Source organism: Rhizobium sp. WYCCWR10014 (genome assembly GCF_001657485.1).
GTDB lineage: Bacteria > Pseudomonadota > Alphaproteobacteria > Rhizobiales > Rhizobiaceae > Rhizobium.
On sequence record NZ_LXFU01000031.1, the window covers coordinates 91,708 to 116,117 of the forward strand.

Annotated in this window: 20 protein-coding genes and 1 riboswitch; of the genes, 8 read left to right on the plus strand and 12 right to left on the minus strand. The window is 62.0% G+C overall.

Annotation, left to right across the window (positions count from 1 at the left end):
- Window position 1: 1 nt before the first annotated feature.
- Complete coding sequence (locus tag A6U98_RS12765; protein WP_064650233.1) at window positions 2-1,162, minus strand: fumarylacetoacetate hydrolase family protein; 1,161 nt, start codon at window positions 1,160-1,162, stop codon at window positions 2-4.
- Between the two features lie 366 nt (window positions 1,163-1,528).
- Between A6U98_RS12765 and A6U98_RS12770 the strand changes: the two genes are divergently transcribed.
- Genes A6U98_RS12770 through A6U98_RS12780 form a run of 3 tightly spaced genes read left to right on the plus strand, consistent with a single transcriptional unit; the run spans window position 1,529 to window position 4,077 of the window.
- Window positions 1,529-2,539: a Gfo/Idh/MocA family oxidoreductase gene (locus tag A6U98_RS12770; RefSeq protein ID WP_064650235.1), complete on the plus strand. Its 1,011-nt coding sequence runs from the start codon at window positions 1,529-1,531 to the stop codon at window positions 2,537-2,539.
- A 10-nt stretch (window positions 2,540-2,549) separates the two neighbouring features.
- Window positions 2,550-3,647: a Gfo/Idh/MocA family oxidoreductase gene (locus A6U98_RS12775; protein WP_064650237.1), complete on the plus strand. Its 1,098-nt coding sequence runs from the start codon at window positions 2,550-2,552 to the stop codon at window positions 3,645-3,647.
- 19 nt (window positions 3,648-3,666) lie between these two features.
- Window positions 3,667-4,077 (plus strand): VOC family protein, encoded by a 411-nt coding sequence (locus tag A6U98_RS12780; protein ID WP_064650239.1) that lies wholly within the window; start codon window positions 3,667-3,669, stop codon window positions 4,075-4,077.
- Between the two features lie 97 nt (window positions 4,078-4,174).
- On the opposite strand, the gene atzF is transcribed toward A6U98_RS12780, so the two are convergent.
- The 8 genes from atzF to A6U98_RS12820 all read right to left on the minus strand — a co-directional run bounded on the left by atzF (window position 4,175) and on the right by A6U98_RS12820 (window position 15,092).
- Window positions 4,175-5,980 carry an allophanate hydrolase gene (gene atzF / locus A6U98_RS12785; protein ID WP_064650242.1) on the minus strand — a complete coding sequence of 602 codons (1,806 nt, stop codon included), beginning with the start codon at window positions 5,978-5,980 and terminating at the stop codon, window positions 4,175-4,177.
- A gap of 1 nt (window position 5,981) precedes the next feature.
- Entirely contained in the window at window positions 5,982-9,521 is a 3,540-nt protein-coding gene (gene uca / locus A6U98_RS12790; protein ID WP_064650244.1) for an urea carboxylase, read from the minus strand.
- 3 nt (window positions 9,522-9,524) lie between these two features.
- Window positions 9,525-10,175, minus strand: coding sequence for an urea amidolyase associated protein UAAP2 (locus A6U98_RS12795; protein WP_064650246.1), 651 nt, complete (start codon window positions 10,173-10,175; stop codon window positions 9,525-9,527).
- A 12-nt stretch (window positions 10,176-10,187) separates the two neighbouring features.
- Window positions 10,188-11,009, minus strand: a complete 822-nt coding sequence (locus A6U98_RS12800; protein WP_064650248.1) for an urea amidolyase associated protein UAAP1 — start codon at window positions 11,007-11,009, stop codon at window positions 10,188-10,190.
- The gene (locus A6U98_RS12805) at window positions 11,006-11,836 is read right to left on the minus strand and encodes an ABC transporter ATP-binding protein (RefSeq protein ID WP_064650250.1); all 831 of its coding nucleotides are present in this window, start codon (window positions 11,834-11,836) and stop codon (window positions 11,006-11,008) included. The genes A6U98_RS12800 and A6U98_RS12805 overlap by 4 nt, the downstream gene beginning before the upstream one ends.
- Window positions 11,833-12,651, minus strand: a complete 819-nt coding sequence (locus tag A6U98_RS12810; RefSeq protein ID WP_064650252.1) for an ABC transporter permease subunit — start codon at window positions 12,649-12,651, stop codon at window positions 11,833-11,835. The genes A6U98_RS12805 and A6U98_RS12810 overlap by 4 nt, the downstream gene beginning before the upstream one ends.
- Window positions 12,652-12,716: 65 nt before the next feature.
- Window positions 12,717-13,790, minus strand: coding sequence for a putative urea ABC transporter substrate-binding protein (locus A6U98_RS12815; protein ID WP_064650254.1), 1,074 nt, complete (start codon window positions 13,788-13,790; stop codon window positions 12,717-12,719).
- Window positions 13,791-13,864: 74 nt separating this feature from the next.
- A riboswitch (guanidine-I (ykkC/yxkD leader) is annotated at window positions 13,865-13,973 on the minus strand.
- 201 nt (window positions 13,974-14,174) lie between these two features.
- Window positions 14,175-15,092, minus strand: coding sequence for a helix-turn-helix domain-containing protein (locus A6U98_RS12820; RefSeq protein ID WP_064650256.1), 918 nt, complete (start codon window positions 15,090-15,092; stop codon window positions 14,175-14,177).
- Between the two features lie 86 nt (window positions 15,093-15,178).
- Here A6U98_RS12820 and A6U98_RS12825 point away from each other — a divergent pair, with 86 nt between their 5' ends.
- The 5 genes from A6U98_RS12825 to A6U98_RS12845 all read left to right on the plus strand — a co-directional run bounded on the left by A6U98_RS12825 (window position 15,179) and on the right by A6U98_RS12845 (window position 21,372).
- The gene (locus A6U98_RS12825) at window positions 15,179-16,453 is read left to right on the plus strand and encodes an extracellular solute-binding protein (protein WP_003552081.1); all 1,275 of its coding nucleotides are present in this window, start codon (window positions 15,179-15,181) and stop codon (window positions 16,451-16,453) included.
- Between the two features lie 88 nt (window positions 16,454-16,541).
- Window positions 16,542-17,402 carry a sugar ABC transporter permease gene (locus A6U98_RS12830; RefSeq protein ID WP_064650258.1) on the plus strand — a complete coding sequence of 287 codons (861 nt, stop codon included), beginning with the start codon at window positions 16,542-16,544 and terminating at the stop codon, window positions 17,400-17,402.
- Window positions 17,399-18,235: a carbohydrate ABC transporter permease gene (locus A6U98_RS12835; protein WP_003552077.1), complete on the plus strand. Its 837-nt coding sequence runs from the start codon at window positions 17,399-17,401 to the stop codon at window positions 18,233-18,235. Before A6U98_RS12830 ends, A6U98_RS12835 begins: the two co-directional genes overlap by 4 nt.
- Before the next feature lie 12 nt (window positions 18,236-18,247).
- A complete protein-coding gene (ugpC, locus tag A6U98_RS12840) occupies window positions 18,248-19,330 on the plus strand; it encodes a sn-glycerol-3-phosphate ABC transporter ATP-binding protein UgpC (RefSeq protein ID WP_064650260.1) in 1,083 nt (360 codons plus the stop codon).
- A gap of 38 nt (window positions 19,331-19,368) precedes the next feature.
- Window positions 19,369-21,372 (plus strand): aldo/keto reductase, encoded by a 2,004-nt coding sequence (locus A6U98_RS12845; RefSeq protein ID WP_064650262.1) that lies wholly within the window; start codon window positions 19,369-19,371, stop codon window positions 21,370-21,372.
- 42 nt (window positions 21,373-21,414) lie between these two features.
- Here the strand turns inward: A6U98_RS12845 and cydX are convergent, their stop codons facing one another.
- The 3 genes from cydX to A6U98_RS12860 all read right to left on the minus strand — a co-directional run bounded on the left by cydX (window position 21,415) and on the right by A6U98_RS12860 (window position 24,379).
- Window positions 21,415-21,537 (minus strand): cytochrome bd-I oxidase subunit CydX, encoded by a 123-nt coding sequence (gene cydX, locus A6U98_RS12850; protein ID WP_024320108.1) that lies wholly within the window; start codon window positions 21,535-21,537, stop codon window positions 21,415-21,417.
- Between the two features lie 100 nt (window positions 21,538-21,637).
- The gene (cydB, locus tag A6U98_RS12855; RefSeq protein ID WP_064650265.1) at window positions 21,638-22,792 is read right to left on the minus strand and encodes a cytochrome d ubiquinol oxidase subunit II; all 1,155 of its coding nucleotides are present in this window, start codon (window positions 22,790-22,792) and stop codon (window positions 21,638-21,640) included.
- A gap of 6 nt (window positions 22,793-22,798) precedes the next feature.
- The gene (locus tag A6U98_RS12860) at window positions 22,799-24,379 is read right to left on the minus strand and encodes a cytochrome ubiquinol oxidase subunit I (RefSeq protein ID WP_064650267.1); all 1,581 of its coding nucleotides are present in this window, start codon (window positions 24,377-24,379) and stop codon (window positions 22,799-22,801) included.
- Window positions 24,380-24,410: the final 31 nt, after the last annotated feature.

Below are 24,410 nucleotides of genomic sequence, written 5' to 3' on the forward strand. Positions count from 1 at the left end.
TTTATAGAAGCCCGCGCTTTGCGAGGTTGCTCATCAGCGCCGAAATGCCGAATGTCCAGGGCGGGCATTCGGTGGAAAGGCGCACGGTGTTGACGAGCGCGCCGAGGCCCGCCGAGGAAATCTCGACGACATCGCCGATCTTGTGGGTGAAGCCTTGCTTCGGTGCGTCGCGGTCCTGCGTCGGCGCAAACAGCGTGCCGAGGAACAGCATGAAACCATCGGGATACTGATGATGGGCGCCGACCGTCTGCTTGACGAGATCGGTCGGGTCGCGGCTGATCTGCGACATCGAGCTTTTGCCGTGCAGCACGAAACCGTCTTTGCCCGACACCTTCAGGTCGAGTTCGGCTTTGCGTACATCATCGAGGCTGTAACCGGCATCGAACAGGCGGATGAAAGGACCGATCGAGCAGGAGGCGTTGTTATCCTTGGCCTTGCCGAGCAGCAGTGCCGAGCGGCCTTCGACGTCGCGCAGGTTGACGTCGTTGCCGAGCGTCGCCCCCTTGATTTCGCCGCGGCTGTTGACCGCGAGCACGATTTCCGGCTCGGGATTGTTCCAGGTCGAGATCGGATGCAGGCCGACATCCGCACCCCAGCCGACGGAGGAAAGCACCGGCGACTTGGTGAAGACTTCGGCATCCGGCCCGATGCCGACCTCGAGATATTGCGACCACATGCCCTCGTCGATCAGCGCCTGCTTGACCTTGGCGGCCTCCGGCGAGCCCGCCTTCAGATTGGTGAGGCTGCCGCCGATCAGCGTGCTGACTCGCTCGCGGATCGAGGCCGCACGCTCCGGACTGCCGGCCGCCTTCTCCTCGATGACGCGCTCGATCATCGACTGTGCAAAGGTGACGCCGCAGGCCTTGACTGCCTGCAGGTCGACGGGCGCAAGGAGATAAGGGCGCGCTTGATCCGGAGCTCCGGTACTGTTGGCGGCAATGTCCGCCAGCGAGCCAACCGCCTTGCCACTTGCTGCACGGACGAAGGCGGCGGCATCCTGCCGCTCGAGCAGGGCGCTCAGCGTCGGCGTCTCGCGCGACGTGATGTCGACCAGCATGCCCTCGCGTAACGTCACAATGCTCGGTCCCTCCGCTTCGGGGTTCCAGATGCGACCGACAAAAAGACCATCCGAAGCGGCGACATCGAGAAGAGCTTGAGACATGGTGATCTTCCATCAAGGCGAGCGAGAAGAGCTCTTTTAAAAATTGCGGGGTGTTGCCGCCCTCCGACCCGGCGACGACCAAAATCGATCACATTCATGAAGACGGGGCAAGATGCGCGGGGGAAAAAGACCTTTGCCTGATCGGCTCAAGCGGCGGGATTCCTCGGGAATCCAATTGCAAAAGCCTACAAAATAACTATTTAGATACAAAATAACTGTTATATTTCAAATATTTAAATACAGGCCGCGACGATTTTGCCCTCCATCTCGCCTTGACAGGAGCTGGCTTTCGTTATCTGTTTTGCGCGACATGGAGGAGGCTGGCGTCAGCCGGCCGCACGAGAATCCCAGGAGGATATTGCAGCGATGTTGAGATTTGCCGTCGTCGGAATCGACCATGGGCATACGTTCGATCACGTGAAGGGATTGCTTGCTTCAGGCGGCGAATTCGTCGGCTATTGCCCGCAGACCTCGGTGTCGGCACTGCGCGAGGCCTTTGAGAAGACCTATCCTGACGCGCCGCAGATCGACCGGGAAAAGCTGTTCGACGATCCGTCGATCGACGTCATCTGCATTTCCGCGATCCCGCGTGACCGCGCCGGGCTTGCGATCCGCGCGATGAGATCGGGCAAGGATGTGATGACCGACAAGCCTGGCGTGACGACCTTCGCCCAGCTCGAGGACGTCAGGCGCACCGTTGCCGAGACCGGCAAGATCTTCTCGATCTGCTTTTCCGAGCGCCACTGCGTGCGCTCCGCCGTCAAGGCCGGCAAGCTCGTCGCCGAAGGCGCGATCGGCAAAGTGATCCAGACGCTCGGCGTCGGTCCACACCGGCTGCAACTGCCGACCCGGCCGGACTGGTTCTTCGATCCTGAAGCCTTCGGCGGCATCATCGTCGATATTGCTTCACACCAGGTCGACCAGTTCCTGTTCTATACCGGCTCGACCACAGGCGAGGTCATCGCAAGCTCGATCGGCAATTTCGGCATGCCCGACAAGCCCGCCTTCGAGGATTTCGGTGAAGTGCTTCTGCGCTCCGACAAGGCGGCGGGTTATGTCCGTGTCGACTGGTTCACGCCGGAGGCGCTGCCGACCTGGGGTGACGGGCGCCTGACCATCCTCGGCACCGAAGGCTACATCGAACTGCGCAAATATATCGACATTGCCGGCCGACCGGGCAAGGATCATCTCTTCCTGGTCAACGGCAAGGAAATGACCCATATCGATTGCAGCGGCGAAAAGCTCGATTATTTCGACGCGTTCACCGCCGACGTCGGCAACCGCACGCAGACGGCGATGACCCAGGATCACGTTTTTGAAGTCTGCCGTCTTTCGCTCGAAGCCCAGGCTAAAGCCGCGCGCATCGGCGCTCGCTGAGGAGGAAATCATGACCAGGAAATTGCGCGTCGGCGTCATCGGCGCAGGCATCGCTGCGCGGCATCTGGCCGGCTTCGGCTGGAACAAGGAGCTTTTCGAAGTCCCCGTGCTCTGCTCGCTCGACGAGGAACGCGGCAGGGCGCTGTGTGAGGAATACGGCATTGGCGAATATATGCAGGATGCGGATGCGCTGTTTGCCCGTGACGATCTCGACATCATCGACATTTCGACGCCGCCGAGCTCGCATTTCGAACTTTGCCGCAAGGGCATCGAATCCGGCAAGCACGTGATCTGCGAGAAGCCGCTCTTCGGCTCGATCGCCGAGGTCGATGAGATGGGGCGCATCCTCGATCGTTACCCCGGCAAGAAGCTGATGCCGATCTTCCAGTATCGCTACGGCTCCGGCCTGCAGAAGCTGAAGTTGCTGATCGAGCGCGGCCTGGCCGGCAAGCCGTTCCTGACAACGATCGAAACCCATTGGTGGCGCGGTCCGGATTATTATGCCGTGCCGTGGCGCGGCAAATGGGCGAGCGAACTGGGCGGCGGCCTTCTCGGCCACGCCATCCACGCTCATGATATGCTGAACTATGTGCATGGCCCCTGTGCCGAGGTGTTTTCCTATGGGGCGACGCTGGTCAATCCGATCGAGGTCGAGGATACGGCAGCCCTTTCGGTGAGGATGCAGAATGGCTCGCTGGCGACGCTGTCGATGACGCTGGGTTCGCGCAAGGAGATCTCGCGGCTGCGCTTCTGCTTCAACGACCTCGTCGCCGAAAGCATCATCGAACCCTATACGATGGGCCGTGATCCGTGGACGTTCGTCGCCGGGACAGAGGAACATCAGGCGCGGATCGATGAAGTGCTCGCCGCCTATGTGCCTGGCGAGGATGGCTACACCCGTCAGTTCGAGCTCTTCCACAAGGCGATCGTCGAGGACACCGACCCACCGGTGACATTGCAGGATGCCCGCAATTCGCTGGAACTGGTAACGGCCGCTTATTTCTCGCAGCGAACCGGACAACCGACGCCGATGCCGATCGCTGCCGATCATCCGCTTTATCGTTCCTGGCTTCCGGCAGGGGAATGGCGTGCTGCGGCCACCGTCTGAACCGGGAAGGGCTCTCCCCATGCTGAAATCCTTCGAGCATGTCGGCATGACGGTCAGCGACATGGACCGCACCGTCGATTTCTACTGTGGCCTGCTCGGCCTCAGCCTCGTGCTGCGCAAGATGATGGCGAATGGAATGCAGGTAGCGTTCCTCGATGCAGGCGGCGGCATGCTGGAGGTCTTTGCGCCGCCCGGCGGCGCGTCGAGAGCGGTCGACGTGCCTGACGATACGGCCGGTGTCCGGCACCTCACCTTCCATTTCGACAATGTCGACGAGGCCTTCACCCGCCTTGAACAGGCGGGCGTCGAGATCAAGGAGCGGCCGCGCTTCGCCGTCCACTCCGAGATGTTGAACAAGATCGCCTTCGTTCGCGATCCCGACGGCATCATCGTCGAGCTTGCCGAACGCTCTCAGGACCGCCAGGGCTGACACAGGTACTGCCGATCGCTTCGCTGCGGGCGGTCAGACCGTCCCGCAGCAGATCGATCAGGCGCTGGACGAGCTTTGCCGCCATGCAAGGCTCTCCTCAGCTCGCCAGCTTGGCGCTGATATAGTTGCGCCAGCCGCCAAGAGCGGTGATTTCCTCGGCACCTTTCACGGCATGGGCTTCGCAGACGAAGCCGGAGACGCTGGAACCGTCTTCGAGCGTCAGCTTACCGATGCCGAGGGGTGCCGGAATCTTCTGGACGAACCTGCCGAAAGAATCGGCCGGCAGTGCCCAGACCTCGACCTCCAGCCCCTGACCCTTATGGCCGGGTTCGCGCAGCAGTCCCGGTTTGGCCGGCGTGGTATTGGGCAGAACGAAGAGGCGATAGTCGCCGGCCGTGCAGCAGGTCTTGACCAACCGTCCGCCCGTGCCTGCCAATTCGTGATTGAGCGGCATGCCGGTCAGATGCGCACCGACGACCGCGATTTCGATGAAACCGTCATCGCCAGGCACAACACGGCTTGCTTCGGGAATCGCAGCCTGCCGGTCGATGCCCATGCCGGAGCTTGCTGCGCGGTGCAGCGCATCGGCAAGCGGCGCCAGCGCATCGTCGGTGAAGGCAGGTGCAATGACGGTCACGCCGCCCGGCAGCCCACCTTTTCCGAATCCCGCCGGAACGGCGATCGCCGCGCAATCGAGCAGGTTGACGAAATTGGTGTAGCGGCCGAGGCGGCCGTTGAGCACGACGGGATTGGCCTGCATGTCGGCGACCGTGTAGGTGGTCGGCGCCGTCGGCAGCAGCAGCACGTCGGCCTTTTCCCATTCGGCCTCGGTCTTGCGGCGCAGTTCCTCCAGCCGGTAGCGGCCGTTGAAGGCCTCGACCGCGGTCTTGCCCTTGGCGCCTTCGATGATCCCTCTGACCGTCGGATCGAAATCGGCGGCGTTGGTGGCGAGGAAGGTCTCCACCGCCGCCAGACGTTCGGCAACCCACGGCCCGTCATAGAGAAGGGCGGCAGCCTCGCGGAATGGCGTGTAATCGAAGGGCACGATGGTCGCCCCGAGCGCTTTTGCCCGCTCGATCGCCTGATCGTAGAGCGCCTCCACCTCCTTGTCCCCGAAGAATTCCCGTTCGGCGTCGGCGAGGACGCCGATGCGCAAGCCCGATACCGGCAGCTTCGCCGGCACGGCGCGACGCGAGAAAGGATCGGCGGCATCGAAGCCTTCGGCGACCTTGCGGATCGCAACACCGTCAGAGACGGTCGCGGCGAAGATCGTGATGCAGTCGACGCTCTTGCAGGCCGGAACCGCGCCGGTATTCGGCAAGAGACCCGGCGTCGGTTTGATGCCGACCAGATTGTTGAAGGCAGCCGGCACCCGGCCGGAGCCTGCCGTATCCGTGCCGAGCGCAAAGGCAGCAAGGCCGGAGGCCACAGTGACCGCCGATCCGGAACTCGAACCGCCTGAGATATAGGCCGCATCGAAGACCGAACGCGGCGCGCCATAGGGCGAGCGCGTGCCGTTGAGGCCGGTCGCGAACTGGTCGAGATTGGTCTTGCCGATGACGATGGCGCCGGCCGCCTTCAACCGGGCAACGACGGTGGAGTCCGCCTCCGGCCGATATTCATAGGCCGGGCAGGCGGCCGTTGTCGGCAGGCCGGCGGCATCGATATTGTCTTTCACGGCAAAGGGAACGCCCCAAAGCGGCAGGCTGTTTGCCTCAGGCGCGCGTGCCATCAAAGCTTTGGCGGCAGCGCGCAGCTCCTCATCCGGCACCGGGGTGATGAAGATTGCCGGATCCTTCGAGGCGGCACGCCGCGCGATCACCTCTTCGATGGCGTCGAGCGGCGTCAGGCCGGATTGATAGGCGGCGCGAAGGCTTGAGAGATCCAGGATGGTCGGCAGCATGTCAGCATTCCTCCAGAACGACGATGATATCGCCGGCTTTGACGTTTCTTCCCGGCCCGGCGCGCAGATCGCGGACGCGGCCTGGCGCATGGGCGGTGACGTTGATTTCCATTTTCATCGATTCGATGATGGCGAGTGTATCGCCGGCCGCAACCGGGGCGCCCGGCTCGACCATCAATTTCCAGATATTGCCGGGCACGGCGCTGGCAACACCGAAGCAGCCGTCGGGGATATCCCCATCCAGACTTTCGCCCGTGCCTTCATCGGTGACGAAGCTGTCGAGCCCGGCCTCCTTCCAGCGCTGGCGCTCAGTATCGAAGGCCGCCTGCTGCGTTGCCTTGAAGCGGCCGATCGACGCCGAATTCGCCTGCAATTCCTTCTCATAGGCGGCATAGGAGAATTCCGTCTCCTCGATCCTGATTGGATAACCGCCATGCGGGAAGGCGGCGCGCGCCTCCGTCAGCTCCTGATTGCTGACCGGGAAGAAACGGATTTGGTCGAAGAAGTTCAGCAGCCAGGGTTTGCCCCTGGCAAAGGCCGGTGTCTCCCGCCATGTGTTCCAGACCTGAATAGTACGGCCGAAGAGCTGATAGCCGCCCGGTCCTTCCATGCCGTAGATGCACATATAGGCGCCGCCGATGCCGACGGCATTTTCCGGCGTCCAGGTGCGGGCGGGATTATACTTCGTCGTCACGAGGCGGTGGCGCGGATCGGTCGGGGTCGCAACCGGCGCGCCAAGATAGACATCGCCGAGACCGAGCACCAGGTAGCTCGCATCAAAGACGATATTGCGGACGGCCTGTTCGTCGGGAAGACCGTTGATGCGGCGGATGAACTCGATATTCGACGGGCACCAGGGCGCATTCGGGCGCACGAGCTCCTGATATTTGCGCATCGCAAGCTCCGCATCCGGATCGTTCCAGGAAAGCGGCAGATGCACGATACGGCTCGGCACCGTGACCTCCTGGGCTGCCGGAAGCGTCGCCTCGATCTCGGAGAGCAGCCCGAGCAGGCGCCGGCGCGTCAGTTGCGTGCCGTCATAATGGATCTGCAGCGAGCGGATACCGGGGGTGAGGTCGATGACGCCGGGAAGGTGGGCCTCGATGACCGCCTGCATCAGCAGGTGCACCCGCAGCCGAAGTGCGATGTCGAGCGTCATCGGCCCATATTCGACGAGCAGGTTGTCGTCACCCTGGCGGCGATAGACGACGGAAACCGGGCCGTCATTGCTGATGCCGACGATCGGCGAACCGGTCTCTTCCGTGGGCCGCCGCACCACCGGGCCGGCGATCGGGTCTTCCGGCCGCACTACTGCATGAAAACGGATACGGTCGCCGGGCTTGAACTGGCCCATCTTCCACTGCTCGTCGCGGGCAATCACCGCCGGGCAGACGAAGCCGCCAAGGCTCGGGCCGTCAGGGCCGAGGATAATCGGCATGTCGCCGGTGAAATCGATCGCCCCGATCGCATAGGCATTGTCGTGCAGGTTGGATGGGTGCAGCCCCGCCTCGCCGCCATCGCGGCGCGCCCAAAGCGGGGCCGGGCCGATGAGGCGAACGCCGGTGCGGGCGCTGTTGAAATGCACCTCGTAAGCCGTCGAAAATAGCGTCTCGATATCACTATCCTCGAAGAAGTCAGGTGCACCGTGCGGGCCATAGACAACGCCGACATCCCACTCACGTGTCAATGTGGCGGGCTCCGTCGCAGGCGTTGCCGGTTCGGCCGCCGCCTGCCGGGCAAAATGCAGCACATGCCCTGTCTTCAGCGTGCCAGTGGCGTTACCGCCGAACTGGCCGAGGCCGAAGGTCGCCCGCGAGCCGAGCACGACGGGGGCGGAAAAACCGCCCGCGACGGCGAGATAGGCGCGTTGCCCCGGTCCTTCGATTGCGCCAATCGACAGCACCTGACCAGCCCGGATCGTTACCGGTTCGTCATGCAGCAATTTTGTGCCATCGCATGTCATCGGCATCCGCGCGCCGGCAAGCGCGATCGTCTGGTCGGCATAAAACCGCAATGTCGGACCGGAAACGGTCAACTCCAGCGCAGCCGTCACATCGTCATTGCCGACCAGCCGGTTGGCATGGCGGAAGGAGCGCTCGTCCATCGGCCCGCTCGGCGGTACTCCGACATGCCAGAGGCCGAGCCGGCCCGGCAGTTCCTGGATGCTCGACTGGGCGCCTGGCGCCAGAACCTCAACGACATCGGGAACGAAGGCGAAGTCGCGTAGAGCCGTCGTTGCCACCTTGGCGCTGGCCAGCAATTCGGAAGCGGCGATCGTCCTGAGGTAAGCGAGATTGGTCTCGATGCCCGATATCGACGTTTCGGCGAGTGCTGCCTTCAGTTTCTCGATCGCCGCCGGCCGGTCTTCCGCCGCAACGATCAGCTTGGCAAGCATCGGGTCGTAGAAGGGCGTCACCTCGGTTCCCGTCTCGATCCAGCCGTCGACGCGCGCACTTTCCGGAAAAATGACTTCGGTCAAAAGGCCGGCACTCGGGCGAAAGTCGGCATGCGGCATCTCGGCATAGATCCGCATCTCGATCGCCGCACCCTTCGGCGTCAGGGCGTCAGCACCCGAGAGCACGTCCTCGCCAGCCGCCTGCCGGATCATCCATTCGACGAGATCGATGCCAAAGACGGCTTCCGTGACGGGATGCTCGACCTGAAGGCGGGTGTTGACCTCGAGGAAATAGAATTCCTGGCGCTGAGGATCGTAGATGAATTCGACGGTGCCGGCCGATTCATAGGAGACCGAGCGTCCCAGATCGACCGCCGCCTTGTGCAGCTGCGCTCTAGTTTCGGCGGAGAGGCCGGGGGCAGGAGTCTCCTCGACGACCTTCTGGTTTCGCCGCTGCAGCGAGCAGTCGCGTTCGCCGAGCGCAATCACGCCGCCCTTGCCGTCGCCGAAGATCTGTACCTCGACATGGCGCGCTTCGGCAACGAAACGCTCGATGTAGACGCGCGCATCGCCGAAGCTGGCGCGGGCGGTCCGCTGCACGCTTTCGAAGGAGGCCTTGAGGCTTGTGGCGTCGGCGCAGAGCTGCATGCCGATTCCGCCGCCGCCGGCCGTGCTCTTCAGCATGACGGGATAACCGATGGTTTCGGCGGCCGAAAGCGCCTCGTCGACGCTCTGCAAGAGATCGGTGCCGGGCAGTAGCGGCACGCCGCTCGCTTTCGCCAATTCGCGCGCCGTGTGCTTCAGGCCGAAGGCCGACAGATGCTCCGGCCGTGGGCCGATGAAGGCGATGCCTTCGGCGGCGAGCCGCTCGGCAAAGCCGATATTCTCCGAGAGAAAGCCGTAGCCCGGGTGGACGGCTTCAGCGCCCGTCGCCTTGCAGGCGGCAATGACGGCGTCGACGTCAAGATAACTTTCGGCAGCAGGCGCCGGGCCGAGGCGGACGGCCTCGTCAGCGGTCAGCGCCGGCTTCGCGAACCGATCGGCATCGGAATAGACGGCAACGGAGGCAATGCCCATCCTCTTCAATGTGCGGATGACGCGGACGGCGATTTCGCCGCGATTGGCGATAAGGACCTTGGTGAACATCGATCAGTCCTCGCCGTCCCAGATCAGCACCCGGATCGGCGTCGGATCAAAGCCGTTGCAGGGATTGTTTATCTGCGGGCAGTTGGAGATGACGCAGAGCACGTCCATCTCCGCCACCAGTTCGACGTAGTCGCCGGGCGCGGAGATGCCGTCGACGATCGTCATCTCGCCGTTCGGCTTGATCGGCACATTCATGAAGAAATTGATGTTCGGCACGATGTCGCGCTTGCTCATGCCGTGTTTGGTCACCTCGATCACGAAATTGTCGCGGCAGGCATGCAGGTATTTGGTGCCGTGGCCAAAGCGCACCGTGTTGCTCTCGCAGGAGCAGGCGCCGGCTGATGCATCGTGGCGGCCGCAGCTATCGGCCGTCATGACAAGCATGACGTTGCCTTCGTTCGAGATGATCTTCGTGCCGGTGCCGATATAGGCGCCACCCTGCGCCCGCATCGTATCCTGGTTGGAATAACGCTCGCCAAAATCATCGGCGCGATAAAACAGCGTGTCGATTGCCTGCTGGCCGTAGCTGTCCTCGATGCGGATCGTCTGGCCCTTGCGGACGATGCCGGACCATGGCGCTTCGGCCGGGATGAAGTGATCCTGCACGGCGTTTTCGAAGCCGCGCGAAGCTGAAGTCTTGATGAAATCGGTCATCACAATCCCTCCTCAGGCCAGCATCGCGGCGTTGTTCTCGAAGCCGCGAAGGGCTTCGGCGGTCGCCGTGCGCGAGAGGTCGTCGGCTGCGGGCGCGGCTGCTCGAAAGCGGGTGACGATGACAGGCTTCGGCGTATAAACAGGGTCGGGATCGAGCGGATGCGGGCAATTGGAGAAGCCGACGATCATGTCCATCTCGGCGCGCAGCTCGGCATAGTCGCCGCTGTTGGAAAGCTTGCCACGCCAATGGAAGCCGCCCTCATCATCGACGCGGACGGGGGCGAAGAGATTGAGAATCCCAGGGATGTCGCGCCTGGTGAGACCGAGCTTGCCGGCGACGAGCACGAGATTGTCGCGGGTGTTGCGGGTCTTGACGCCGGGATATTTCCCGGCATTCGAAGCTGCCGTCGAGCCACCCATCAGGCAGTCATGCGCGCCGGAACTGTCCTCGATCAGCGAAAACATCACCCGGCCCATATCCGAGAAGATTACGCGTCCTTTGCCGAGGGCGGTCGTCCACTGCACCTTGACCGTATCGACGAGATTGAGCCGCTCACTGGTGTCAGCGGCACTCCAGGCGACGAGCGCGACCGTCGACCCGCCTTCGCCCTGATCGATACGGAGCGCCTCGCCGCGCTTCAGCGCGGTCGACCAGTACCAGCCGCCGGGGATGGTTTCCTGATGGATGATCGCAGCCGCATCGATTGCGGGGGCGGGAAGGGGGCTCGGCGCCGGCAAGGCCTTCGGCGCAAATTCCAGCCCCTTCTTCTGATGTTCCTCATAACGCTGCCGGTTGGCGGCGATTTCCTCGGGCGAACGTCTGATATGCATCATGGTTTTTCTCCTGACGGACTGGAAGCCGGGTCGTCCCGGCGAAGGCCCAGAGAAATGACCGGGCCGTCCCGGTCGGGGCTGAAGACGGAGGGCGCGCCGGCAAGCCTGGGCGGCCAGATCGAAATATCCTTGGTGATCGTCGCGCCGTAGCGCTCCTTTTCCTCCGGGCGATCACGCTTGCGCTCGAAGGCGACGACCCGCGTCGCCAGCGTGAAGGCCTCGCGCATGTCGTGCGTCACCATGACGACGGTCATCTGCGTTTCGTGCCAGAGGCGCTTCATCAATGTGTGGATTTCGGCGCGGATGCCGGGGTCGAGCGCGCCGAAGGGCTCATCGAGCAGCAGCACCTTCGGCTTCATGATCAGCGCCTGCGCCAGTGCCAGGCGCTGCTGCATGCCACCGGAAAGCTGCGCCGGATATTTGTCCTCGGCGCCGGAAAGGCCGACTTCGCCGATCAGCCGCCGTGCCTCGTCGACGGCGCTGCGGCGGGCAGCGCCAAAAAGCTTGGCCTTGTAGCGGGACGCCGAGAGTTCGCGCCCGAGCAGCACGTTTCCGAGGACCGTCAGATGCGGGAAGACGGAGTAGCGCTGGAAGACGACGCCGCGATCCGGGCCTGGCTCCTGCGGCAGCGCTTCGCCGTCGAGCAGGATCGTGCCCCGCGTCGGCCGCTCCTGGCCGAGCAGCATGCGCAGGAACGTCGACTTGCCACAGCCGGACGGTCCGACAAGGGCGACGAAGGCGCGCGAAGCGACGGTCAGCGATACGTCCTCAAGCACGATCTGGTCGCCATACTCCTTCCAGACCTTTTCGATCACCAGTTCGCTCATGCCTGCTTCTCCAGCTCCGACCAGGGGAAGACGGCGATGCGGATGCGATCGAGGATATAATTCATGATCACGGCGAGCAGCGTGATCCAGACGACATAGGGAAAGATGACGTCCATCGAGAGATAGCGGCGGACGAGGAAAATGCGGTAGCCGAGACCGGAATCCGACGAAATCGCCTCGGCCGCGATCAGGAACAGCCAGGCGGGACCGAGCTGGAGCCTCAGGCAGGTGATCAGCCGCGGCAGGACCTGCGGCAGCACGACCCGAAGCCCGATCTGCCAGGAAGAGCCGCCGAGCGTCTCAGCCTTGACGATCTGTTCACGCGGCAGCTCCAGTGCCTTCAGCGCAAGGTCGCGGATCATCGTCGGCGCTACGCCGATGACGATGAGCGCGATCTTCGAGGCTTCGCCAAGCCCCATGGCGATGAAGAGGATCGGCAGCAGCGCCAGCGGCGGCACCATCGAGATGACGGCGACGAAGGGCGAGAGCAGGGCTCGCAGATATGGCAGCATGCCGATCAGCATGCCGATGACGAGCGCCGTGATCGTCGAGATGCCAAGGCCGGCAAACAGCCGGACCAGGCTCGCGCCGGTATCGGACCAGAGCAGATATTGGCCGGTGCGCGGATCGGCGATGAAGGCCAGGCGGTCGATCGCATCGGCAAAACCGGCAAGACCGGGCAACAGCTTGTCGTTGGCATTTTCCGCCAGCCGCGCCGCCGAGCCGAACGTGTAGGCAACGATCAGCAGCACGAAGGGCAGCAGCGTCAAGGCAAGCTGCGCGCCCCGGCTCGGTCTGGTGTTGATCCAGCGCATGAGGAAAGCTCCACTGATGAAGGTCGGACGGCGCGGTCAAAGCCGCGCCGCTGCTTTGAGATCGCTCAGAGCGAACCGTCGGCGGCTGCCTTCATGTAGGTCTCGGTGAAGCGCAGCTTGACGTTGCCGCTGTCGCCGAGGATCTTGCCGTCCGGCATTTCGATGCCGATGACATCGGCGGAGGGCGCGCCATTGCCGAGCAGGCCCTTCTCGAACAGGAAGTTGCGGACAAGATCCATTGTCTTCGGCAGGCTGCCCGAGGCAGTGAAGGCAACGGCATCGGCCGGCTTGGCAAACAGCTTGGTGGCGGCAAGCTGGGATTCGAAGCCCTTGAGATCGGTGCCCGATGCCTGGCCCATCGCCTCGCGGGCGGCCTTGCCGTCGGCACTGTCGGCAGTCAGCAGTGCTGCGGTTTCATACCAGATGCCGGCGAGCGCCTTGCCGAAATTCGGGTTGTCCTTCAGCACGCCTGAATTGGCGACCATCAGGTCGATGATCTCGCCCGGCACCTGCGAGCTATCGAAGACCTTCTTGGCCGTGGGATCCTCGAGGATGGTCGAGACCAGCGGATTCCAGGTGACGACCGCGGTCACGTCTGCCGTCTTGTAGGCGGCGACCATATCGGCATCGGAGGTGTTGACCACTTTCACATCGCGCTCGGTCAGCTTGATGCTCTCGAGCGCGCGGGCCAGCAGATAATGCGAGACGGAAAATTCGACGAGATTGACGTTCTGTCCCTTGATGTCGGCAAGGCTCGCCTTGTCCTTGAGGATGACGGCATCATTGCCGTTCGAGAAGTCGCCGACAATTACGGCCGTGGTATCGACGCCGCCGGCAGCCGGGATCGACAGGCCGTCCATGTTGGTCAGCGTCACGGCGTCGAAGGCGCCTGCGGTATACTGGTTCATCGATTCGACGTAGTCGTTGAACTGGGTGACCTCGATCTTGATGCCGTATTTGTCGGCCCATTTCTTGACGATGCCGTGATCAGCAGCATAACCCCAGGGCATCCAGCCGACGTAAATCGACCAGGCGACCTTGAAGTCAGTCTTCTGTTCGGCCTTGGCGATGGAGCCGAGTCCCAGCACCAGGGACGCCGTCAGTGCGGTAATCGATAGAATCTTCGAAAAAGTCTGCATTGAAATTCCCCTTTTGCTTTTCTTCAAAAGGGATCGGCAATGACCATCGTGCCGCCAATCCCTTGGCTTACGAGGTCTCCCGGGCTTTTGTCCCGCCGTGCACCCGGCGGGATGTCTCCCCTGCCGGTGGTAGCTCTCGGACCAGCCACGCCCTGCGACGCCGGAACCCTAGCCACCAACTCTGCAACTATCGAAGCAAAGTGCGTGCCAAATTATAAATCATTGATTTTATTGAGGGTGCGATGGCACCAATTTCCTGGAAAATGCAATAGTGCATGCACTTGCACAGAAAATGTGCGTATTCTGCCGCCACCTTAGGCGTTGGTTCTTTTTTGCCCAGTTTAAAAAAAGCAGCAGGCAGAGCACGCAGACGCCGAATTGCGGCTAGTTCCGAAAGGTCCCGGGCGGGATCGTCGTTACCAGCCGGATATCGCGGCGGAAATTCGACGGTGACATGCCGGCGATGTGGCGGAAGGATTTGTTGAAGGCGCTGATCGAGCCGAAGCCGCTGTCCATCGCCACCTGCAGCACGTTGGCGCCCTCGCTCATCAGCATCGCCTGGGCGCGCGACAGCCGCAGCAGCGTCACGTATTTGCTGAGCGTCATGCCGGTCGATCGCTTGAACAGGTTCATCGCATATTTCGGATGCAGGTCGGCAGCGCGGGCGATATCGACCGAATCGATGTCGTGCAGGAAATTGGCGGCGATGAAATCGCACATGCGCGCGACGCTGCGTGAGGAATGCGGATGCGGGTGATCGCCCTCGAGATTGATGGTCGCCTGCGACGTCATGGAATAGGGTTCGAGCGCGATGCGCTCGATGCGTAGCAGCAGCTCGTCGACGGCGTGCTGGGCCTTGGCGGGATCGCCGGAATTGGCATAGCGGAACCAGCGGGTAAAGTTCTCGTTGTCTGCAGCATCCGTTGCCGAGGTCAGCAGCGTCTCGCCCTTCATCAGCCGGCTGGAAACGCTGATCGGCAGGCGCAACCGGAAGAAATAGACGAGCGGCAGATGGGCGCCGGCATAGAGCGAATCGTCTGAGGATTCGTCCATCTGATGCGGCTGACCACCCCAGAACAGGCACATTTCCCCGGCGTTCAGCCGGAATTCGTGATCGCTCATCCGGTAGTGCACGGTGCCGCGCATCACATAGTTGACCTCGACCTGCGCGTGCCAGTGCGGCATGGCCATGACAGGCGGATGGGCATGAAACATCTGCAGCGCCGTTGGCAATCCCTCGATGCTGCTCGCGCCGGGTTGGTAGATTGCACGTGTGCCGACCTTACTTTCCGCCAAATTCATATTCCCTTTTTAGGAGACACCCGCTCCCTTGCAGATAGTCTAACCGCGTTCGTGAAAGATCGGCAATTGAAAAGGGAGGATTTTCAATGCGCTTCAAACTTCTCGCTGCGACCGCAGCTGTCGCAGTGCTTGCTTCCGGCTCCGCATTCGCGCAGTCGGCCAATCTCACCATCTGGAGCTGGAATACGGCCGCGTCAGGGCTGAAGTCCACACTCGCAGGCTTCAACAAACAGTTTCCCGATATCAAGATCACGGTCGAGGATCTTGGAAACGGCCAGGTCTTCGACAAGACGCTCGCTGCCTGCGCTGCCGGTGGCGATGGCTTGCCCGACATCGTCAGCATCGAAAACTTCGAGGCTGAAATCTTCTGGAGTCGTTTCCCGGATTGCTTCGCCAATCTGAAGGAACTCGGATACACGCCCGAGATCCAGGCGAAATTCCCCGAATTCAAGCGCACCGAGCTCGAGGTCGGCGATGTTGCCTACGCCATGCCGTGGGATTCCGGCCCTGTCGCCGTCTTTTACCGCCGCGACCTCTACGAAAAGGCCGGCGTCGATCCGAGCACCATCAGCACCTGGGACGATTTCATCGCTGCCGGCAAGAAGATTTCCGCCGCCAATCCCGGCGTCGTTATGGCCCAGGCCGACTTCAACGGCGACAGCGAATGGTTTCGCATGATCGCCAACGAACAGGGTTGCGGCTATTACTCGACCGACGGCCAGTCCATCACCATCAACCAGCCGGCCTGCGTTGCCACGCTGCAAAAGGTGAAGGAGATGAAGGATGCCGGTACGCTGACGGCGGCCAACTGGGAAGAGAAAATCCAGGCCGATACCGCCGGCAAGGCTGCGAGCCAGATGTATGGCGGCTGGTATGAGGGCACCGTGCGCTCGACCTCTCCCGATCTCAAGGGCAAATGGGGTGTCTACAAAATGCCGAGCCTGACGGCCGACGGGCCCCATGCCGCCAATCTCGGCGGTTCGTCGCTCGCCATTTCGGCGACGTCCGCGAATAAGGAAGCCGCCTGGAAATTCGTCAACTATGCCCTCGGCACGGATGAGGGTCAGATCACCATGCTGAAGGAGTTCGGTCTGGTCCCGTCGCTGCTTTCGGCCGAGAAAGATCCCTTCGTCAGTGAGGCGCAGCCCTATTGGGGCGGCCAGAAGGTCTGGGCCGATATCCTGGCGACGCTGCCGAAGATCGTACCGAGCCGCGGCACCGCCTTCCAGAGCGATGCCGATGCCATCTACAAGGCGACGCAGACGAAGTTCTTCTCCGGCGGCTATCCCGATGCGAAGGCGGCTCTCGACGATGCCGCCAACCAGATCGCTTCGGCGACCGGCCTTCCGATCGCTCAATGAATGACGATGCCGGGCGCTTCAGGCGCCCGGCTTTCCCCCGGCTTGCAATGCGGCTGGTCATTCGTTGGTTTTGTGAGGAGGAGGCCCGATGCCGTTCAGAACCCGGAGCGCCTATGCGTTCCTCGCCCCCTATCTGCTGGTCTTTGCCACCTTCTGGCTCTGGCCAATCATCAATTCGTTCCTGATCTCCTTTCAGAACACCCGCATTAACCCGTGGAAATACAGCTTCCAGGCCAATTGGGGCCGGCTCTTCTATGACCCGGCCTTCTACAACGCTCTTTACAACACGCTGATCATCCTGGTGATCCAGGTGCCAATTATGATTGCGCTTGCAACCGTGATGGCGGTGCTGCTCAATTCACCGCTGCTGAAAGCGCGCCCGCTCTTTCGCTTCGCCTTCTTTGCCCCCGTCGTCGTCGGCGAGGTCGCCTATGCTGCCGTCTTCCGGCTGATGTTCAGTCTCGATTTCGGCATCATCAACAAAATGATTTCAGCAATCGGCCTCAGTCCGGTTTCTTGGTTCGACAATGCGAATGCGGCAATGGCGGTGTTGATCATCGCAGTCACATGGCGCTGGGCCGGCTATAACGCCATCATCCTCCTTGCCGGACTGCAGTCGATCCCCGAGGACGTTTACGAGGCGGCAACGCTCGACCGGGTGAGCAAGACGCAGCAATTCTTTCACATCACCCTGCCGCTGCTGAAACCGATCATCCTCTTCTGCGTGGTACTGTCGGTGATCGGCACCATGCAGCTCTTCACCGAGCCCTACCTGATCACCTATCGCGGTGGCCCGGGCGGCGGCACGGAGACCCTTGGTCTGCTGCTCTACCGCCAGGGCTTCACCTCATTGAACTTCGGTTATGCCTCGGCGATCGCCTATACGATAGCTGCCCTTGCCGTGGCGATCTCGCTTTTCAATCTCTGGGTCGGGAGGGATCCGAAATGAGATCCAAATCGCAATCCCTTCTGCTGCGTCAGATCGCGTTGCATGCCGCACTGGCGCCGCTCGCGATAATCTGGCTGTTTCCGCTGTGGATGATGTTCGTCTTCTCGACAATGCCCGATAACGGGATCTTCAGCCCTGACATCGTGCTCTGGCCATCGACCAATTTCGTCGAGAATTTCAAGAACCTGCAGGCCGATACCGATTTCATCGGTGCCATGGTGATCTCCATCGGTGTCGCGCTCATCTATACGGTCCTGTCCGTACTGCTGACTTCGATGGCCGGCTGGGCACTGGCACGTTACCGTTTCGTCGGCCGCTCCGTCGTCATCGCCATCATCCTCGGCACGATCACGCTTCCCTTCTCCGTGGTCGTCATCCCGCAATTCATCATGGTGGCGCGCGAGTTCAAGCTGGCAAACACCTGGGTGGCTCTGATCGTGCCGCCACTGTTCAATTCGCTCGGCGTGCTGTTCATGCGGCAATCCTTCTCGATGATGCCGGGCGAGCTCTTCGATGCGGCCCGGGTCGAGGGCGTCAAGGAATGGCAGATCTTCCTGCGCATCGCCTTGCCGCTGGCGCGCCCGACCATGGCGGCATTGGCGATCATTCTCTTCCTGCACTCGTGGAACAATTACCTCTGGCCGCTGCTGATCAATTCCAGACCGGGGATGATGACGGCGCCTGTGGCATTGGGAACGCTGATCGGCCTCACCAAGGTCTCCTGGGGCGGCATCATGGCCGGCGCGGTACTGCTGACGGCGCCGATCCTCGTCATCTTCGTGGCTCTTCAGCGCCATTTCATCGCCGGCATCGCGGCCGGCGCAATCAAATAATCGGGAGGCTGCATGGCAGAGCTTTCACTCAGCAACATCGTCAAGCGCTTCGGCGGTTTTGAGATCATCCACGGCGCCAATCTGGAGGTTAAGGACGGCGAATTCGTTGTCTTCGTCGGCCCCTCCGGCTGCGGCAAGTCCACGCTGCTCAGGATGATCGCCGGCCTCGAGGATATTACATCAGGCGAGCTTCAGATCGGCGGCAGGGTCGTCAACGACGTCGAGCCGGCCGATCGCGGCATCGCCATGGTCTTCCAGTCCTATGCGCTCTATCCGCACCTGACCGTCGAGGAAAATTTGAGCTTCGGACTGCGCATGAACGGCAATCCGAAAGCCGACACCGAGCGGCGCGTGCGCCATGTCGCCGAGATCCTGCAGATCACCGAGTTGATGAAGCGGCGGCCGAAGCAGCTTTCCGGCGGCCAGCGCCAGCGTGTCGCGATCGGCCGCGCCATCGTCCGCGAACCACAGGTCTTCCTATTCGACGAACCTTTGTCGAACCTCGATGCCGAACTGCGGGTGCAGATGCGCGTCGAAATCTCAAGGCTGCACAAACAGCTCGGGACGACGATGATCTATGTCACCCACGACCAGACCGAAGCGATGACGCTCGCCGACAGGATCGTCGTGCTGCGCGCCGGCAATATCGAACAGATCGGCGCGCCGCTCGACCTCTACGACGATCCCGCCAATCAGTTCGTCGCCGGCTTCGTCGGCTCGCCGAAGATGAATTTCCTCAAGGCCGTTGTGGTTGAGACGCAGCCGGGCAGGGTGGTGATCGCGCTGGAAAGTGACGCCAATACCCGCCTGATGCTGCCGGTCGCCGATCCCATCGAAGCCGGCGCAAAGGTGACGCTCGGCATCCGTCCCGAACATTTCGTCGATGCGGGCACGGGCGATGCCGACCTCACCGTCACCATCGACGTCGCCGAACATCTCGGCAATACCAGTTACATCTACGCCACCATTGGTCCCGAGCAACTGATCATCGAGCGGCCGGAATCGCGCGTCGCCGGCAATCGCGAAACGTTGACAGTCGGTCTTCCCGCCAACCGCACATTCCTTTTCGACGGCGCCGGTAAGCGGCTTCGCTGAACCAAATCCCAGGACAGAAAGACGAAAGAGGATTTTCCATGACTTCAGATCAACCGATCCGCTGGGGCATCATCGGCCCCGGCACCATCGCCCGCACCTTTGCCGACGGCGTCGCCCATTCGCGCACGGGAAAGCTGGTGGCGATCGCTACCCGCAATCCTGCAAAGCCGGGCCTTGCCGAAAATTTTCCCGGCGCCCGCATCGTCAATGGCTACGAGGCGCTGCTTTCCGACCCCGAGGTTGATGCCGTCTATATCTCCGTGCCCCATACCGGCCATGCCGAATGGGCAATCAAGGCGGCACGCGCCGGCAAGCACATCCTGGTGGAAAAGCCGATCGCACTCTCGGCCTATGATGCCGAAGCGGTTTATTACGAGGCGAAAAAAGCCGGCGTCTTTGCCGGGGAAGCCTTCATGTACCGCGTGCATCCGCAGACGGAGAAGCTCGTCGAACTCGTCAAAAGCGGCGTCATCGGCACCGTTCGCATCATCCGCTCGAGCTTCGGCTTCAACATGGGCAGCTACAAGCCGGAACACCGGCTTTTCGCCAACGATACCGCCGGCGGCGGCATTCTCGATGTCGGCGGTTATCCGGTCTCGATGGCCAGACTGATATCAGGCGCCGCAGAGGGCAGGGCCTTCCTCGAACCGGAGAAGGTCTCTGGCGTCGCCCACCTTGGCCAGAGCGGCGTCGATGAATGGGCATCTGCCGTGCTCAAGTTCCCGAACGAGATCATCGCCGAAGTCTCCTGCTCGATCATGGCGCAGCAGGACAATGTGCTGCGCATCATCGGCTCGGAAGGCCGGATCGAGGTCCAGGACTTCTGGTTTGCCTCCGGCCACAAGGGCGGCGTCGGCAAGATCGAGATCTTCAAGGGCGGCAGCCGAGAAACCGTCGAACTCAGGGAGGATCGCTGGCTCTATTCCTTCGAGGCCGACGCGGCAGGCGATGCCATCCGCGCCGGCAAGACCGAATTCAGCTCTCCCGGCATGAGCTGGGCAGATTCGATCGGAAACCTGCGTGTGCTCGACCAATGGCGTGCCTCGGTCGGCCTCGAATACGGCGTGGAAAAAGCCGGCAAACGCACGACAAACATTGCCGGCGGCGCGATTGCGCGCGGCAACAGCGTTCCGCAGCGTCAAATTCCCGGCATTTCCAAGCCGGCCTCGGTCGTGACCCTTGGCTTCGAGTTCTTCCCGAACTTCGCCGCCGCCTCGCTGACGCTCGACGCCTTCTACGAGGCCGGCGGCAATGCCTTCGACACGGCCTATGTCTATGGCGGCGGCAAGACGGAGGCGATCTTCGGCGACTGGCACACGAGCCGCAAGGTGCCGCGCGAGGAGATCGTGCTGATCGGCAAGGGCGCGCATTCGCCGCTCTGCTATCCCGATATGATCGCAAAGCAGCTCGACCAGTCGCTTTCCCGGCTGAAGACCGACTATGTCGACATCTATTTCATGCATCGCGACAATACGGACGTGCCCGTCGGCGAGTTCGTCGATGCCATGGATGCCGAGGTCAAGCGTGGACGCATCCGCGGCATATTCGGTGGTTCGAACTGGACGCGGGCGCGCTTCGACGAGGCGATCGCCTATGCCGAAAGGACCGGTAAGACGGCGCCGGCAGCGCTTTCCAACAACTTCTCGCTCGCCGAGATGCTCGATCCGATCTGGGCCGGCTGCGTTGCCGCTTCCGATGACGACTGGAAAAAGTGGCTGAACGAGAAGCAGATTCCGAACTTCGCCTGGTCGAGCCAGGGTCGCGGCTTCTTTACCGATCGTGCCGGCCGCGACAAGCGGGATGACGAGGAGATCGTCCGGGTCTGGTATTCCGAGCGCAATTTCGGGCGCCGCGACCGTGCCATCGAGCTTGCCAACAAACTCGGCCGCAATCCGATCCACATCGCGCTCGCCTATGTGATCGCCCAGCCTTTCCCGGTCGTTCCGCTGATCGGGCCGCGCACCGTCGCCGAACTGGAAGACAGTCTCTCGGCGCTCGACATCAAGCTGACACCCGATCAGGTGAAGTGGCTGGAAGGCTGAAGCAATAGCAAGGGCGCGGTTTGAACCGCGCCCTTTGCTTTTCTACTTGCGCGGCTCGGAAGCTTTCTTCCTGGCCGCATCGTCCATCAACTCATACCACATGGCGTTGAGGACGGCGAAGGCAGCGGCCAGCGGCAGGCCGAGCATCCATGCAAAATACCACATCGTTTGGTCTCCCTCAGAGCAATTCCAGGAAAAATGCGAAGCGGTTTTCCGTCCGGAATTGCGTAAAAACAAAAGGTTAGAGCGGTTCTCCTGAATCGCTCTAGTAAGCGTGGCTATTCTTGTCGGTGATCGACTTCTCATCGACCTTGCCCCACAGAACCTTGTAGACCCAGGCTGTGTAGGCGAAGATGATCGGCAGGAAGATCACCGTCACCACAAGCATGATGAACAGTGTCATGTGGCTGGAGGATGCATCCCAGACCGTCAGGCTCGATCGCGGATCGAGCGAGGAGGGCAGGATGAACGGGAACATCGACAGGCCGACCGTCGAGATGATGCCAAAGATCGCCACCTTGCTGAAGAGCAGCGTCATGACCTCGCGCCTTGCCCGCATGGCAATGAAGGCCAGTGCCGCGCCGACGAAGCCGAGGACGGGCGCGATGATCATCCACGAGTGGGTGGTGTAGTTGGTAAGCCACGCGCCTTTCTCCAGCGCCACGGTCTTCAGCAGCGGATTGGAGGGGCCGATCGGGCTGATATCGCTGGTGATGCGATAGCCACCGACGCCGATCCACAGGAAGAGGCCGCCGAGTGCGAAAAGCACGATGACGGCAAGGGCGGCGATGCTGCCATAGCTTCTGGCACGCACCGCGACCGGGCCACTCGACTTCAACACCAGCCAGGCCGCACCATGCATCGTCAGCATGGCTAGCGAAAGCAGGCCGCAGAGCAGCGCAAAGGGGTTGAGCAGGGCGAAAAACGAGCCCTCGTAGAAGATCCGCATATCGTCGGCAAAGCGGAATGGCACGCCCTGCAGCACATTGCCGACGGCAACGCCGAAGATCAGCGACGGCACGAAACCGCCGACGAAGAGCGCCCAGTCCCAGCCGCTCCGCCAGCTGGCGCTTTCCCGCTTCGACCGGTATTTAAAGCCGACTGGGCGCAGGATGAGCGCGAAGAGGATCGCGAACATCGCCAGATAGAAGCCCGAGAAGGACACCGCATAAAGCGGCGGCCAGGCGGCGAAGATGGCGCCGCCGCCGAGGATCAGCCAGACCTGATTGCCCTCCCAGGTGGCGCCGATGGTGTTGATCGCCACGCGCCGTTCCGTATCGGTCCGGGCGACGAAAGGCAGAAGTGTGCCGACGCCGAGATCGAAACCGCCTGTCGTTGCAAAGGCGATCAGCAATACGCCGAGCAGCAGCCACCAGATGAGACGCAGGGTTTCATAGTCGATGAGTTGGTGAAGGATCATGGCAGGTCACTCCGCGGCGGGGACGAGGGTTTCGGAAATCAGAACCGCTTCCGGCTCGTCGTCCGGCTCCGGTCCTTGCTTGATTGCCTTGATCATCAGGCCCATCTCGATGACGATCAGCGTCGTGTAGAGTGCCGCAAAACCGATGATGGTCAGAAGCACGGTGCCGGCGCCGAGGCTGGAGACGGCGGCGGCCGTCGGCAACACGCCTTCGATCACCCAGGGCTGGCGGCCGAACTCGGCGACGACCCAGCCGAGTTCGATGGCAACCCAGGGCAGGGGGATCGCCAGCACGGCAATCCGCAGCAGCAGCGGATATTTGTCGAGATGGCGGCGCGCCGACAGCCAGAAGAAGGTGGCGGTCAGCAGGATGAAGAAGATACCGAGGCCGACCATGATGCGGAAAGACCAGAAGAGCGTCGGCACGTGCGGGATGGTATCACGCGCAGCCTGAACGATCTGCTCCTCGGTCGCCTGGCGCGGATCGTCGACATAGCGCTTCAGAAGAAGAGCGTAACCGAGATCATGGCCGAGATCCTCGAAGGAGCTGCGCACTTCCTGCGCAACCTGGTCCTGCACCGGTACTGAGCGGATCTGCATCAACGCGTCGTAAGCCTTGATACCGTCCCGGATGCGGGTTTCGGCCTGCTGTTCGAGCTTGTCGATGCCGGGGATTTCGGTCGTCAGCGAGCGCGTGCCGATCAGGCCCATGACCCAGGGAATGTGCACGGCAAAATGCGTTTCGCGCGCCTCCTGGTCGGGGAAGCCGAAGGCGGTGAAGGCTGCCGGCGCCGGTTCCGTCTTCCACATGCCCTCGATTGCCGCGAGCTTCATCTTCTGGTTCTCGGTCGCGAGATAACCGCTCTCATCGCCAAGGACAACGACCGAAAGCGCCGAAGCGAGGCCGAAGGAGGCCGCAACCGTCATCGAGCGCTTGGCAAGCTCGATATGCCGGCCCTTGATTATATACCAGGCCGAGACACCGAGCACGAAGATCGAGGCGCAGACGTAACCTGCCGATACCGTATGGACGAATTTCGCCTGGGCCACCGGGTTGAACACCACATCGAAGAAGCTTGTGATCTCCATCCGCATCGTCTGCGGGTTGAGCGCCGATCCCACCGGGTTCTGCATCCAGCCATTGGCAATCAGGATCCAGAGCGCGGAGAAGTTCGAGCCGAGCGCCACAGCCCAGGTGGCGACCAGATGGCCGACCTTCGACAGCTTGTCCCAGCCGAAGAAGAACAGCCCTACGAAGGTCGCCTCGAGGAAAAAGGCCATCAGGCCTTCGATCGCCAGCGGCGCGCCGAAAATGTCGCCGACATAATAGCTGTAATAGCTCCAGTTCATGCCGAACTGGAATTCCATGACGATGCCGGTGGCGACGCCGATCACGAAATTGATGCCGAACAGCGTACCCCAGAATTTCGTCATCTGCCGCCAGATCTGGCGGCCGGTCATGACATAGACAGTTTCCATGATCGCCAGGAGCACGGACAGGCCGAGCGTCAAGGGCACGAACAGGAAGTGGTAAAGCGCCGTCAGCGCAAATTGGAAGCGCGATAACGCGACGATATCTAGTTCCATTGTCTTTCTCCCACGGTCCCACGCGGTACAG